The organism is Amycolatopsis pretoriensis (assembly GCF_900107925.1).
GTDB classification, from domain to species: Bacteria; Actinomycetota; Actinomycetes; order Mycobacteriales; family Pseudonocardiaceae; genus Amycolatopsis; species Amycolatopsis pretoriensis.
The window spans coordinates 137,662-151,383 of the sequence record NZ_FNUJ01000009.1 but is presented as its reverse complement, the minus strand read 5'-3'; the positions used below and the strand labels follow the sequence as shown (position 1 = coordinate 151,383).

The window sequence follows — 13,722 nt, the reverse complement described above, 5'->3', positions numbered from 1 at the left end:
CGTGTCCACCGTTCCCGCCGATCTCAGCGGAAAGAGTGACGCCGAGCTGATCGCCGAGGTCCGCGCCGGGAAGATCGAGTCGTACGGGCCGCTCTACGAACGCCACACCGGCGCGGCGCACAACCTCGCTCGTCAGCTGGCCCGGTCGAGCTCGGAAGCCGACGATCTCGTGTCCGAGGCGTTCGCCAAGGTGCTGGACACGCTGCGTGGTGGCAAGGGGCCGGACACAGCCTTCCGGGCGTACCTGCTGACTGCGCTGCGTCACACCGCGTACGACCGCACGCGCAAGGAACGCCGGGTCGACCTCAACGAGGACATGACCGACGTCTCGGCCGAAGCGCTGACCGTGCCGTTCTCGGACACCGCCGTCGCCGGGCTCGAGCGGACGATGGCCGCCAAGGCGTTCGCGCGGCTGCCCGAACGCTGGCAGGCGGTGCTCTGGCACACCGAGATCGAGCAGCAGAGCCCGGCCGAGGTCGCGCCGCTGCTGGGCCTGACCGCGAACGGCGTCTCGGCACTCGCCTACCGCGCTCGCGAGGGCCTGCGCCAGGCGTACCTGCAGGTCCACCTGCAGGAGAACGCCGAGGAACGCTGCCGCGCCTGCGCCGAGCGGCTCGGCGCCTGGACCCGCGACGGGCTGTCGAAGCGCGAACGCAACCAGGTCGAGAACCACCTCGACGAGTGCGACAACTGCCGCGCGCTGGCCGCGGAGCTCGCCGACGTCAACGGCGGCCTGCGCGCGATCATCGCCCCGATCGTCCTGGGCGGCGCGGCACTCGGCTACCTCGCGACCGTCGGCGCCGCGAAGGCGAGCGCGGCCACCGCGGCGGCGGCCGGTGCGGCCGCCGCCGGAGCCGCGGCCGGGGGCAAGGCCGGCGCGGCCGCGGGAGCCGCCGCCGCGGGACCCCGCCAGTTCGCCGGGGTCGCGGCCTCGGGCACGGCGATCGTCGCGGCCGTCGTCATCGCCCTCACCGCCGGCGGTGGCGCGCAGGAGATCCCGGTCGCGGCCCAGCAGCCGCCGCCCGCGGCCCAGCCCGTCCAGCCGCCCCCGGCGCCGCCGAAGCCCGTACCGCCGGCCCCGCCCGCGCCTCCGCAGCCGCCGCCTCCGCCGGTGGCGCCGCCGGTCGAGCCGCCGCCGCCCGCGGTCCAGCCGCCCGCACCCGCGCCCGCGCCGCCGACCCCGGCCCCGCCCGCCCCGGTCCCGCCGTCGATGTCCGCGACGACCCCGCCGGACGGCGTCGAGCTCAGCCCCGGCTCCGCGACGAACCTGCCGATCACCGTCCGCAACGACGGCGGCAGCCCGTCCGAGCCGGTGGCCGTCGCGCTGAAGCTGCCCCCGGGCGTGCACGCGGTCGACACCGGTGGCGGCGGCGCGCCGATGGCGTTCGCGCAGGACGGCACCCCGATCTCGGTGAACTGCCCCGGCGGCGACGGCACGGTGACGTGCAAGACCGGCGCCGGCCTGCAGCCCGGCCAGAGCGCGACGCTGAACTTCCGGCTCCAGGCCGACGAAGACGCCGAAGGCGGCACGGTGACCGGGGCGGTCACCGCGGGCGTGCAGATCAACGTCGAGGTGAGCGTCAAGGTCACCGTGAAGCAGCCGCCGGACGCGGTGGTCCTCGAAGCCCAGGGCGACGGGCTCTCGGCGTTCCCGTGGACCCGCAACCCGCTGGTCTACGTGCGGGTCCGCAACACCGGCGAGACGACGAGGCCGGTCACGGTCACCTTCGACCACCCGCTGTGGCAGTGGTGGAGCCTGCGCGGCTTCCCCTGCACGACAACGTCCGACGGCGCGACCTGCACGACGAAGAGCGCCCTCGCCCCCGGCCAGCACGTCAACCTGTGGGTGCGGCTGAAGGGCCGGCCCGACGACGGGCGCGTCACGATCGGCGCGAAGCTCGGCAAGGCGTCGGCGGAACCGGTGACGATCGACTTCGGCTGCTACCACCACTGGTGCGGCAAGGATCCGCTGCCGACGACGTCTGCTTCGCCGTCGACGACCCCGTCGAAGCCGACTCCGACGAAGCCCTCGAAGCCCACGTCGACCCCGCCGACCACGACCTCGGAGACCGAGCCGACGGTCGAGCCGCCGACGTCGTCGACCACGACGAGCGCGCCGCCGCGGCCGGGCACCAAGCCGGGCAACCAGCCGCCGACCGTCACCCCCGAGAAGGGATTCGGCTGGCTGACCGGGTAGCGTCCGCGCGGTGCGCGAGCTGCTGAAGAAGCATCGCGAGCTCCTCCGCTTCGCCGTCGTCGGCGGGATCAGCTTCGTGATCACCATGTCCGTCAACTACGGCCTGAAGTTCACCGTGCTGCGGACCCACCCGGTGACGGCCCTGATCGTCGGCGTCCTCGTCGCGACGATCTTCTCGTACGTCGCCAACCGCGAGTGGTCGTTCCGCACCCGCGGCGGCCGTGAGCGGACGCACGAGGCCGCGCTGTTCTTCCTGTTCAGCGGCATCGCGCTGGGGCTGAACGCGCTGCCGCAGTGGTTCTCGCGGTACGTGCTCGACCTGCAGGCGCCGCGGCTGTCGCCGTTCGGCGTCGAGGTGGCCGACTTCGTCAGCGGCATCATCATCGGAACCCTGCTCGGCACGGTGTTCCGCTGGTGGGCGTTCAAGAAGTGGGTGTTCCCGGCCGAAGGGGCGCGGGTGCTCGAGGTCGCCGAAGATCCGGACATTCAGGACCGCAAGGCCGCCTGAACCACAGGTCAACGCGGTGTGCTCCTAGACTGCGTGGTGTGACCGTTGTGGAAACCGTCCTCAAACGCACGCCGGAACCACTGCGTTCGGTGCTGATCAAGCACCGGGAGCTGCTGAAGTTCGCGATCGTGGGCGGCACGACGTTCGTGGTCGACAACGGCGTCTGGTACTTCCTGAAGCTGTCGGTGCTGGAGTCGAAGCCGACCACGGCGAAGGCGATCGCGATCATCGTCGCGACGATCGTGTCGTACATCCTCAACCGCGAGTGGTCGTTCCGCACCCGCGGCGGCCGCGAACGCCACCACGAGGCCGCGCTGTTCTTCGTGATCAGCGGGATCGCGGTCGTGGTGAACCTGATTCCGCTGTACGTGTCCCGGTACGTGCTGGACCTGGAAGTCCCACACGTGACGCGGCTGGTGCAGGAGGTCGCGGACTTCGCGAGCGGGTCGATCATCGGCATGCTGCTGGCGATGTTCTTCCGCTTCTGGGGGTTCAAGAAGTGGGTGTTCCCGGATGAGCTGGGCGAACGTCGGCGCGACAGCGGCGACGTGACCCGCCTCCACTGAAAACTACTTGTCTTCTGACATGTAGTTGTCTACAGTCAACTTCGTCAGTGTTCTTTCGTGAGGACGCCGTCCGGGTTCGGCCGGGCGAGCGGGACGATTCGAGGTGGTTTCCGAGCGCGAAGAGGTCGCACCTGCTCCGCGGGTGACGATGGAACCTTTTCCCGACTCGACGGGACGTGCGTAAAAGCACGTCCGCATCTCTCGTCCCTCCTGACGAAACAAGGACATTCTCTTGAGCACCACCGCGCTGAAACGCGCCCAAAAACCAGCCCTGATCGGGCTTTTCCTGTCCGTCTTCCTCGCGATGCTCGACGCCCAGGTCGTCGCCACCGCACTCCCCCGCGTCGCCGCCGACTTCGGTACCACCGGGACCTACGCCTGGGTCACCACCGCCTACCTGCTCGCCGGGAGCGTCACCGCTCCCCTCTACGGCAAGCTCGGCGACGTCTTCGGCCGCAAGCGCGTGCTCCTCGGCGCGCTGGCTCTGTTCCTGCTCGGTTCGCTCGCCTGCGGGCTCGCGCCGTCGGCAACCGCGCTCATCGTCGGCCGGGTTCTGCAGGGCGCCGGCTCTGGAGGCCTCTTCGTCTCCGTAGGCGCTTCGCTCGGCGAGATGTTCTCGCCCCGCGAAGGCGCGAAGTACTTCGGGTGGTTCTCGATCTGCTTCGCCGTCGCGTCACTCGCCGGGCCCGTCGCGGGCGGTCTGCTCACTGGTGTCGCCGGGTGGCGGTCGATCTTCCTCGTCAACCTGCCGCTCGGCCTGGTCGCCGTCGTGCTCCTGCTGAAACTCGACCTGCCGAGACGGCGACGGGAAGCGCCCTTCGACTTCGCCGGAGTCGTCCTGCTCGGCTGCGCCATCACCGGGTTCACCCTGCTCACGCCGTGGTCGGCCGCGCTCGGTGCCGTCGCCGCCGTCGCGTTCGTGCTCGTCGAACGCCGAGCCGAAGCGCCCGTGCTGCCGCTGAGGCTCTTCAAGGACCGGACGTTCACCGCGTCCGTCCTGCTCAGCGTGTTCGCCGGGTTCGCGTTCCTCGGCTCGGTCAACTACATCGCCGTCCTCCTCCAGCAGGACGCCGGACCGGCGGAAGGCGGGCTCCTGCTCGCACCCATGACGCTCGCCGTGGCCGCGTCCTCCGTGGTCGCGAGCAAGGTCATCGCCAAGACCGGCCGGTACCGCTGGGCCCCGCGGCTCAGCATGGCGCTCGGCTTGCTCGCCGTCCTCGGCCTGCTGACCGTCGACGGGCTCCCGCAGATCGTCGCCTGCCTGGTCGTCTTCGGGCTCGCGGCCGGGCTGAACCTGCAGGTGCTCGCCCTCGCCACGCAGAACACCGCGCCACCCGAAGACCGTGGCGCGGTCGCCGCCGGCGTCAACCTCGCCCGCGCGCTCGGCTCGAGCCTCGGCCCGGTCGCGCTCGGCTTCGCCTACACCGCCGGCACCCACGGCGTCTTCCTCGCCCTGCTGCCGGTGCTCGCGCTCGCCCTCGTCACGGCGTTCGCGCTCCCCCACGTCCCGCTTCGCGGAAAAGGAAACCACCGATGATCTTCGTCCTCGGCGCCACCGGCAAGGTCGGCCGCGCCCTCGTCCCCGCCCTGCTCGACGCCGGCGCCGCCGTCCGCGCGCTGACCCGCGACCCGGCCAAGGCCCGCATCGATCCGCGCGCCGAAGTCGTGCAAGGCGACCTCGACACCGCCGACCTGCCCGCCCTGCTCGACGGCGCCGACCGCGTCTTCGTGCTGACCCAAGGCCACAGCACCGAACGCGAAACCGCGGTCGCCCAAGCCGCCGCGCACGCCGGGGTCACCCACCTCGTCAAGCTGTCCACCACCGGTGTCTACTTCGGACAGACGGACCCGATCACCCGCGCCCACGCCGAAGCCGAGCAGGCGATCCGCGAAGCCGGGCCGGCCTGGACGATCCTGCGGCCCGGCGCGTTCATGGACAACCGGTTCGCCTGGCTCGGCTCGATCCGCGACGAGAACGCCGTGTACGTGCCCGAAGGCGACCCCGCGTCGGCACTGGTCCACGTCCGGGACATCGCCGCGGTCGCGACGCTCGCCCTCACGACGTCCGGGCACGAAGGCGCGACCTACGAACTCACCGGCGGTGAAGCCCTCACGACCGCCCAGCAGGTCGCGATCCTCGCCGACGCGATCGGCCGTCCGGTTGAATTCGTCGAAGAACCGGAAACCGCCGCGCGGGAACGCATGGTGCGCCGATTCGGCTGGCCCGCCGAAGCCGTCGACGGATTCTTCGCCCTGAAGCGGGAATCCGCCGAGCGCGAACACGTCGTGTTCGACACCGTCGAACGCGTGCTCGGCCGGCCGCCGCTGACCTTCGCGAAATGGGCACGTGAGAACGCGGCCGCCTTCACTTACCATTACGGGGGGTGACAGCGGGGAGGTGACCGGATGGGTCTGCGCGTGCTCGTCGTGGACGACCACCCGTTGTTCCGGTTCGGCGTGTGCACGCTGCTGGACGCCGAGCCCGAGATCGAAATCGTGGGTGAGGCGGCCAGCGGCGCCGCGGCGATCGAGGCCGCGGGCGCGCTGCTCCCCGACGTCGTGGTGATGGACCTGCACCTGCCCGACCTGTCCGGGATCCAGGCGACCCGGCACATCGCGGCCGTCAGCCCGGACACCGGCGTGCTGATGCTGACGATGGCCGACGAAAGCGAGTCGGTCTTCGCGGCGATGCGCGCCGGTGCCCGCGGCTACCTGCTCAAGGACGCCGAGCCGGACGAGATCATCCGCGCCGTCCAGGCGGTCGCCCGGCGCGAGGCCATCTTCGGTCCCGACATCGCGAACCGCGTGCTCGGCTTCTTCAACCAGCCGCCGCCCACGAGCGAGCCGGTGTTCCCGGAGCTGACCGGGCGTGAGCGCGAGGTCCTGTCCCTGATCGCGGCCGGGCACAGCAACGGCGTCATCGCGAACACGCTCTGCCTGAGCCCGAAGACGGTGCGCAACCACATCTCGAACGTTTTCGCGAAACTGCACGTCGCCGACCGCGCCGAAGCGATCGTCCGGGCGCGCGACGCGGGACTCGGCCGGTCCTGACGGGCAGTATTCCGGGCAATTCGGGACGCCGGTCCCATGCGCCCGGGACACCTTTCCGGGCACTGTGGATGGGGTGAGGGGTGGAAACCCTCGCACCGTTCGAGGGGAATGGGTGACGATGTTCGAATCCGACAGGACGCCGGTGGTGGTCCGCGCCACCGATCCGATCCTGCACAACGGCGTCTGCATGGCGCTGCGTTCGCGCGACGAGGTCCGGGTGGTCGACGGGGAGGCGGCCGACTCGGCCATGGTCGCGCTGCTGGTCGCCGACCGGCTCGACGAGACGATGACCCAGCTGCTGTCCGCGCTGCACCACCAGGGCTTCACCCGCATCGTGCTGGTCGCGGGCGAAGTCGACGACAACGAGATCCTCAACGCCGTCGAGCACGGGGTCTGCGCGGTCGCCCGCCGCGCCGACGCCGGGCCGGAGGTGCTCGTCCGGCTGATCAAGGCGGCCGCGGCCGGGGAGGGCGCGCTGCCGCCCGACCTGCTCGGCCGGCTGCTGACCCGGGTGTCCCGCCTGCAGCGCCAGGTGCTCCAGCCGCGTGGCCTGCACCTGGGCGGGATGAGCAACCGGGAGACGGAGGTGCTGCGGCTCGTCGCGGCGGGGTATTCGACGCAGGAGATCGCCGACCAGCTGTGCTACTCGCAGCGCACGGTGAAGAGCATCCTGCACGACGTGACCAACCGGTTCCAGCTGCGCAACCGGTCGCACGCGGTCGCGTACGCACTGCGTGAAGGGTTGATCTGACCCATGATCGCCCAGGTCGACGACGCTTTGTGCCGGCTGTTGCGGCCCCGCCTGCCGGCGGGCACGCAGATCCGGCTCGATCCGCCGAAGCCGACCTGGCAGACGGAGTCGCAGGTGCGGAGCGTGGAGCTGTTCCTCTTCGCGCTGCGCGACGCCGTCGGGGAGGGAAACGAGGGGGAAGGGAAGCGCGCGGCCCGGCGCTGCGCGCTTTCCTACCTCGTCACCGCGCGGGCCGGAGCGGTCCAGGACGAGCACGCCCTGCTCGACGCCGCGCTGCACGCGGTGCTGGACGCCGGGCGGCTGCCCGCGGAAAGCGCTTCCCCGGTGCGGATATCCTTGGCCGCAACGGATCCGACGGGACTGTGGACGAGCCTGGGTATGCCCGCGCGAGCCGGGTTCGTCCTGCTCGTCACGGCCGACGCGGACTAACGCGGGACGCGCTCCGCGGGCCACCGGACCTCGGGCACGTCGCTCGGGCGCGGCACCTTGAGGAAGAGGCTGAACACCGCCGGCCGCCGGTTCGACAGCTCCAGCCGGCCGCCGTCCGCTTCCACCAGGGCGCGCGCCAGGGCCAGCCCGACGCCGGTCGACCCGCCGCCCGAAAAGCCGCGTTCGAAGATGTGCGGGGCCAGCTCGTCCGGGACGCCCGAGCCCGTGTCGCTGACCTCGATCACCACCGTGCCCTCGGCGTCCCCGCGGCGGGCGGCCACCATGACCGTGCCCGAACCGTGACGCAGGGCGTTGTCCAGCAGCACGCCGACGACTTCGCGAAGACGCCCGGGGGTCGCGCGGGCCATCAGGCCGTCGGCCACCCGCATCCGGAGGTTGCGGCCTTCGGCGCGCAGCAGCTCGCGCCACTCCTGCGCCATCTCGGGCAGCTGGGTCGGCAGGTCCACCGGTTCCGCGCCGACCTCGCGCGCCGCCCGGGCCGCCGCCAGCAGCTCGTCCAGCGCTTCGGCGAGCCGGTCAGCCTGTTCCTGGGCCGCCTTCGACTCGTCGGCCACCTCTTCGTCCGGGTGCACGGTGAGCGGTTCCAGCCGCAGCTGCAACGCCGTCAGCCGGCTGCGCAGCTGGTGCGAGACGTCGCCGACGAGCTGGCGTTCCCGTTGCACGAGCTGGGCGAGCGCGGTGCCGGACGCGTCCAGGGCCTCGGCGACCATGTCGAGCTCGCCGACGCCGTAGCGGCTCGGGTCGGGCCGGAAGTCGCCGCCGCCGAGGCGGGACGCGCGTTCGGCGACGTGCCGCAGCGGCTTCGCGAGCCGCCGGGCCGTCGCGATCGCGACCACCGCGCCGGTGGCCACCGACAGCAGCACCAGCAGCACGACGACCAGCGTCACGGTCGTCTGCCGTTCGTGCATCGGACCGGCCGGGACGGCGATCGCGACCTTGCCGTCGCGGGCCAGGTCGGCCGTCTCGGTGACGGTGTCCGGCCCGGGGTCGTTGCCGTAGCGCTTTTCCTGCTGGTCGGGGACCTGCACGGTGAGCAGGCCGTTCGCCGGCACCGCCGCGCGAACCTGGTCGAGGTCGATCGGCTGGCCGTTGGCGATCTCGGTGTCCAGGATCGCCGCCGCCGCGCGGGCGTTCTCGGCGAGCGTCTCGCGGTAGCTCGACTCGATCTGCCAGCTCGCCACGATGCCCAGCGGGATGCCGAGGACCGCCGCGGTGACGGCGACGGCCAGCAGGATGGCCAGCAGGATGCGGCGGCGCACGGCTTATTCGGCGTTGAACCGGAAGCCGACGCCGCGGACGGTCGCGATCCGCCGCTCGCCGTCGTGGGCCTTGCTGGTGCGCCCGGCGGCCTCGTCCGCGGCGATGGCGAGCTTCCGCCGCAGCCACGACATGTGCATGTCGAGGGTCTTGGACGTCTTCGACTCGAGGTCGTTCCAGACCTCGGCGAGGATCTCGTCGCGGCTGACGACCTGCCCGGCGCGGCTCATCAGCACGCGCAGCAGCTCGAACTCCTTGTTCGCGAGCTGGACCTCGTGCAGGTCGACGGTGACCAGCCGCGCACCCAGGTCCATCCGCACGCCGCCGGCCTCCAGCACCTCGGGCACCCGGCGGCGCAGCAGCGCGCGGATCCGGGCGAGCAGCTCGGCGAGGCGGAACGGCTTGGCGACGTAGTCGTCGGCGCCCGCGTCCAGGCCGACGACGAAGTCGACCTCGTCGGTGCGAGCGGTGAGCATCAGGACGGGCAGCTCGGTGCCGTTGGCCCGCAGGCGCCGGCAGACCTCCAGGCCGTCCATGCCGGGCAGCCCGAGGTCGAGCACGAGCAGGTCGACTCTCTGGGCGGCGGTCGCGTCGAGGACCGAAGGGCCGTCGGTGACGACGTGGATCTCGTATCCCTCGCGTTCGAGGGCGCGGGAGAGCGGTTCGGCGATGGCCGGATCGTCTTCGGCAAGTAGGACCATGCTCACCTGGCCAACTCTACGGCGCACGGGCGTGAAACCATCGTGACCGTGCCTGGCTACGAAGATGATCTGGCCCTCGCCACCCGGCTGGCCGACGCCGCCGACGCGATCACGACGGCGCGGTTCCGCGCCCTGGACCTCGCGGTGGAGCGCAAGCCCGACCGCACGCCGGTGACCGACGCGGACACCGCGGTGGAGGACGCGATCCGGTCCGTGCTCGCTTCGGAACGCCCCGCGGACGCGGTTCTGGGCGAGGAGCGCGGCGGCTCGGCGGCGACCGGCCGGGCGTGGGTGCTCGACCCGATCGACGGCACCAAGAACTTCCTCCGAGGTGTACCCGTCTGGGCGACCCTCATCGCCCTGGTGGCGGACGGCGACCCGGTCGTCGGCATGATCAGCGCGCCGTTGCTGGGCCGCCGCTGGTGGGCGGCGACCGGTTCCGGCGCCTTCTCGTCGGACACCGCCGGGACCCGGCAGCTGGCGGTTTCGAAGGTTTCGTCCCTTTCGGACGCTTATCTGTCCACTACGGACTTGAACTCGTGGACCGAGTACCACTCGCGCGAGAAGTACCTCGGCCTGGTGGACGCGTGCTGGGAGACGCGCGCGTTCGGCGACTTCTGGCACCACGTCCTGGTGGCCGAAGGCGCCCTCGACGTCGCGGCGGAGTGCATCGTGAACCCGTGGGACGTCGCGGCCGCGCAGGTCATCGTCACCGAGGCCGGCGGCCGGTTCAGCGACCTCGACGGCGTCGCGCGGTACGACAACGGGAGCGCGCTGTCGACGAACGGCCTCCTCCACGACGACGCGCTCGCGGTCCTCAAGCGGTAACCGGGTAGGCCGCTCGGCGGGAACTTCTTGACCGGCCTGAACCACCGGTGCTTCACTCCCAGTGCTCACCGGGTCACCCGGTCCGTTGACAACGTTGTCAGCACGGGCGGCCCGCTCACCCCGGGAGGAAGAGCATGCGCAGAGTCGTCACCGCGGCTTTGGTCATTCCCCTGTTCACAGCCGTCGCGGCCACTCCGGCGGCCGCCCACGAGACCGACCTCGCGTCCTACGTCAACCCGTTCGTCGGCGCGAAGGCCGGCGACACCCCCGAGACCAACACCTACGCCGGCGACACGTTCCCCGGCGCCGACGTCCCGTTCGGCATGGTGCAGTGGAGCCCCGACACGCCGCTGCAGCCCAAACCGCCCGCCGGGCAGGGCCGGTACTACGCCCGCGACCGCGACGGCGGCTACGCCTGGGAAGAGAACAAGCTCCGCGGCTTCAGCCTCACCCACTTCAACGGCGCCGGCTGCGGTGGCGCGGCCGGCGACGTCCCGTTCCTGCCGTTCGCCGGGAACATCACGACGTCACCCGCCGTCGACGCGACGAAGTACTTCCCCACCTTCAGCCACGCCAACGAATCCGCGTCGCCCGGCTACTACAAGGTGACGACGGACTCCGGCATCACGACCGAGCTGACCGCGACCCAGCGCTCCGGCCTGGGCCGCTTCACCTTCCCGAAGGACTCCCCCGCCACGCTGCTCATCGACGTCGCGCAGTCGGCGATGGGCAGCGACGACGCCTCGGTGACGGTCGACCCCGCGAACCGGACCGTTTCCGGCTGGGTGTCCAGCGGTCACTTCTGCCGCGGTCCCAACACGTACAAGCTCTACTTCAGCGCGTCGTTCGACCAGCCCTTCACGACGTCCGGGACCTGGCAGGACGCCGTCGTGACACCCGGTGGCACCAGCGCCCGCGGTGGTGACCTGAGCAAGACGACCTGGGACAAGCAGGTCGTCACCGCCGACGGCGGTTCCGGCGCCTACCTGACGTTCGACCCCGCCAAGCCGGTCCAGGTGCGCGTCGGCGTGTCCTATGTGGACGCGCAGGGCGCCCGGCTGAACTCCCTGCTGGAACAGCGGCACGACTCCTTCGACACGGTCAAGGCGCGGGCACGGCAGGCCTGGAACGACCGGCTGCGGCAGATCACCGTCGAAGGCGGCACGGACGCGGCGACCCGGACGTTCTGCACCGCGCTCTACCACACGCTCCTGCAGCCGAACGTCTTTTCCGATGTGGACGGTCGCTACGCGGGCTTCGACAAGAAGATCCACCTCACGAAGCCGGGACACGCGCAGTACGCCAACTTCTCCGGCTGGGACACCTACCGCGACGAAGTCCAGCTGCTGTCGATGCTCGCGCCGCACGAAGCCGCCGACATGGCGCAGTCGATGCTCAACCAGGCGGACCAGGCCGGCGGGATCTGGGACCGCTGGTCGCAGAACAACGACTTCATGGGCGTGATGGGCGGCGACCCGTACCACTCGATCATCGCCAGCACGTACGCCTTCGGTGCCACGGACTTCGACGCGTCCCACGCGCTGAAGTCGATGGTCACCGGCGCCACCCGTGTCCAGCAGGCCGGTGAACGCGCCCTCGAACGGCCGGGCCTGTCGGACTACCTGGCGCTGGGGTACCACCCCAACAACGTCTCCGACATGCTCGAGGACACGACCGCGGACTTCGGCATCGCGCAGCTGGCCCAGCGGCTCGGTGCTTCGGATACCTACCACCACTTCATGTCCCGGGCCCAGTACTGGGAAAACGTCTACAACCCCGCCACGGGCTACCTGCAGACGCGGCTGCGCGACGGCCAGTTCCTCTCGCCGTTCGACCCCGCGAAGTACGAGGAAATGCGTTACCAGGAAGGGAACGCGGCGCAGTACACGTGGATGGTGCCCTACGACGTCCGCGGGCTCTTCGACGCGATGGGCGGCGACGACGCGGCGAAGAAGCGGCTCGACTTCTTCTTCACGAAGCTGAACAGTGACGCCAGTTCGCCGTACGCGTTCATGTCGAACGAGCCGTCGTTCGAGGTGCCGTGGGAGTACGCGTACGCGGGGGCGCCGGCGAAGACGCAGGACATCGTGCGCCGCTCGGCGGAACTGCTCTTCAAGCCGACCGAGGACGGCCTGCCCGGCAACGACGACCTCGGCGCGACGTCGGCGTGGTACGTCTTCGCCGCGCTCGGCATGTACCCGGAAGCGCCCGGGCGCGCCGAAATGGTGCTGGCGAGCCCGATGTTCCCGAAGATCACGCTGACCCGCGCGACCGGGCAGCAAATCACGATCACCGCGCCCGGCGCGTCCAGCTCGGTGAAGTACGTTCAGGCCCTTCGGGTGAACGGAAAGTCGAGCACCAAGCCGTGGCTGCCGGAGTCCTTCGCGGTGAACGGCGGACGACTCGACTTCACGCTCGGTGCGTCGCCGACGTCGTGGGGCTCGGGTGCTTCCGACGTCCCACCGTCCTTCCGTGACGGTGAGGTCCCGGTGCGCGGGCGCGTCGGGCCCGGCCGGGTCGTCGTCGCTCCCGGTTCCGCGACCACGGCCACGGTCATCGCGGAAGGCATCACGGGCGGCGGCACGGTGACGTGGCAGGCGAAACCGCCGGCCGGGATCACCGTGACGCCGTCGAGCGGGACGCTCACCGTGGGCGCGCACGGATCCGCGTCGCAGCAGGTTCGTGTAACCGCGGCGGCCGGGACGCAGGACGCGTACACGAGCGTGCCGGTGGAGTTCGGCGGTCAAGTGCCCGCGCAGCTGCCGGTGACGGTCGGGACACCGGGGTCACTGCACGCGGCGAACACGAACGTCGGCGTCACGGACGACAAGTTCGTCCAGTACGGCGACTTCGGCGAGACCGACCTCTACCCGGGCCAGTTCGCCTACTCCGCGCAGGGGCTGGCCGCGAGCGGCGTCACGCCGGGCGCGAAGGTGCGGGAGTTCACCTGGCCGTCGAGCCCGGCGGGGGCGCCGGACAACGTGATCGCCTCGGGGCAAACGCTTGCGGTGAACGCGGCCAAGGGGGCGACGAAGCTGTCGTTCCTCGGTTCGGCGACCGGCGGCGACGCCCAGGGCACCGTGACGGTCACCTACACCGACGGCACGACCCTGGCGGCGCCCTTGGGCCTGTCGGAGTGGTTGCTGAGGGGTGGTGAGGAGACGCCGCAGTTCGGGAACACCGTCGTCGCATCGGTGCCGTACGTGAATTCGGCGTTCCCGAGGTACATGTTCCGGCTGTCGCGGCCGTACACGTCGTACCTGTTCGCGACGGCGCCGGTAGCCCTGGACCCGGCGAAGCAGGTCCGCAGCATCACCCTGCCGACGTCCACCGGCGCCGGCCAAGCCCACATCTTCACCTTCGCGGTGAGTTGACCGGCCACAGCTTTCACGTGAAAGCTCCCACCTGCGGGC

12 protein-coding genes are annotated in these 13,722 nt (G+C 71.1%); 10 read left to right on the top strand and 2 right to left on the bottom strand.

The annotated features are described in order from the left end of the window. Nucleotide 1 precedes the first annotated feature (1 nt). The 8 genes from BLV96_RS36340 (at nt 2) to BLV96_RS36305 (ending at nt 7,502) form a co-directional block, all read left to right on the top strand. Nucleotides 2-2,197, top strand: coding sequence for a sigma-70 family RNA polymerase sigma factor (locus BLV96_RS36340; protein WP_091390048.1), 2,196 nt, complete (start codon nt 2-4; stop codon nt 2,195-2,197). A gap of 10 nt (nt 2,198-2,207) precedes the next feature. Continuing rightward, nucleotides 2,208-2,705 carry a GtrA family protein gene (locus BLV96_RS36335; protein WP_086684607.1) on the top strand — a complete coding sequence of 166 codons (498 nt, stop codon included), beginning with the start codon at nt 2,208-2,210 and terminating at the stop codon, nt 2,703-2,705. A 38-nt stretch (nt 2,706-2,743) separates the two neighbouring features. After that, nucleotides 2,744-3,271, top strand: coding sequence for a GtrA family protein (locus BLV96_RS36330; protein WP_167379849.1), 528 nt, complete (start codon nt 2,744-2,746; stop codon nt 3,269-3,271). Nucleotides 3,272-3,503: 232 nt separating this feature from the next. Next, nucleotides 3,504-4,808, top strand: a complete 1,305-nt coding sequence (locus BLV96_RS36325) for an MFS transporter (protein ID WP_167379848.1) — start codon at nt 3,504-3,506, stop codon at nt 4,806-4,808. Then, nucleotides 4,805-5,659, top strand: a complete 855-nt coding sequence (locus tag BLV96_RS36320) for an NAD(P)H-binding protein (protein WP_086677050.1) — start codon at nt 4,805-4,807, stop codon at nt 5,657-5,659. The genes BLV96_RS36325 and BLV96_RS36320 overlap by 4 nt, the downstream gene beginning before the upstream one ends. Before the next feature lie 18 nt (nt 5,660-5,677). Further along, on the top strand, nt 5,678-6,322 hold the full coding sequence (locus tag BLV96_RS36315; protein ID WP_086677051.1) for a response regulator: 645 nt from the start codon (nt 5,678-5,680) through the stop codon (nt 6,320-6,322). A 118-nt stretch (nt 6,323-6,440) separates the two neighbouring features. After that, a complete protein-coding gene (locus BLV96_RS36310; protein WP_086677081.1) occupies nt 6,441-7,073 on the top strand; it encodes a response regulator transcription factor in 633 nt (210 codons plus the stop codon). Between the two features lie 3 nt (nt 7,074-7,076). Continuing rightward, a complete protein-coding gene (locus BLV96_RS36305; RefSeq protein WP_086677052.1) occupies nt 7,077-7,502 on the top strand; it encodes a Pvc16 family protein in 426 nt (141 codons plus the stop codon). On the opposite strand, the gene BLV96_RS36300 is transcribed toward BLV96_RS36305, so the two are convergent. Together BLV96_RS36300 and BLV96_RS36295 are read right to left on the bottom strand one after the other, a co-directional pair. Beyond that, nucleotides 7,499-8,782 (bottom strand): ATP-binding protein, encoded by a 1,284-nt coding sequence (locus tag BLV96_RS36300; RefSeq protein WP_086677053.1) that lies wholly within the window; start codon nt 8,780-8,782, stop codon nt 7,499-7,501. The two genes, BLV96_RS36305 and BLV96_RS36300, sit on opposite strands and share 4 nt — an antisense overlap. Nucleotides 8,783-8,785: 3 nt before the next feature. Continuing rightward, on the bottom strand, nt 8,786-9,481 hold the full coding sequence (locus BLV96_RS36295; RefSeq protein WP_086677054.1) for a response regulator transcription factor: 696 nt from the start codon (nt 9,479-9,481) through the stop codon (nt 8,786-8,788). Nucleotides 9,482-9,523: 42 nt separating this feature from the next. Between BLV96_RS36295 and hisN the strand changes: the two genes are divergently transcribed. Both hisN and BLV96_RS36285 read left to right on the top strand, forming a co-directional pair. After that, the gene (gene hisN / locus BLV96_RS36290; RefSeq protein ID WP_086677055.1) at nt 9,524-10,309 is read left to right on the top strand and encodes a histidinol-phosphatase; all 786 of its coding nucleotides are present in this window, start codon (nt 9,524-9,526) and stop codon (nt 10,307-10,309) included. A 134-nt stretch (nt 10,310-10,443) separates the two neighbouring features. Next, a complete protein-coding gene (locus BLV96_RS36285; RefSeq protein ID WP_086677056.1) occupies nt 10,444-13,683 on the top strand; it encodes a GH92 family glycosyl hydrolase in 3,240 nt (1,079 codons plus the stop codon). Nucleotides 13,684-13,722 lie beyond the last annotated feature (39 nt).

Coding starts and splice junctions, on each gene's coding strand:
- BLV96_RS36310 (WP_086677081.1), top strand. CDS start 6,441: ATGTTCGAATCCGACAGGACGCCGGTGGTGGTCCGCGCCACCGATCCG.
- BLV96_RS36295 (WP_086677054.1), bottom strand. CDS start 9,481: ATGGTCCTACTTGCCGAAGACGATCCGGCCATCGCCGAACCGCTCTCC.
- BLV96_RS36285 (WP_086677056.1), top strand. CDS start 10,444: ATGCGCAGAGTCGTCACCGCGGCTTTGGTCATTCCCCTGTTCACAGCC.
- BLV96_RS36320 (WP_086677050.1), top strand. CDS start 4,805: ATGATCTTCGTCCTCGGCGCCACCGGCAAGGTCGGCCGCGCCCTCGTC.
- BLV96_RS36315 (WP_086677051.1), top strand. CDS start 5,678: ATGGGTCTGCGCGTGCTCGTCGTGGACGACCACCCGTTGTTCCGGTTC.
- BLV96_RS36305 (WP_086677052.1), top strand. CDS start 7,077: ATGATCGCCCAGGTCGACGACGCTTTGTGCCGGCTGTTGCGGCCCCGC.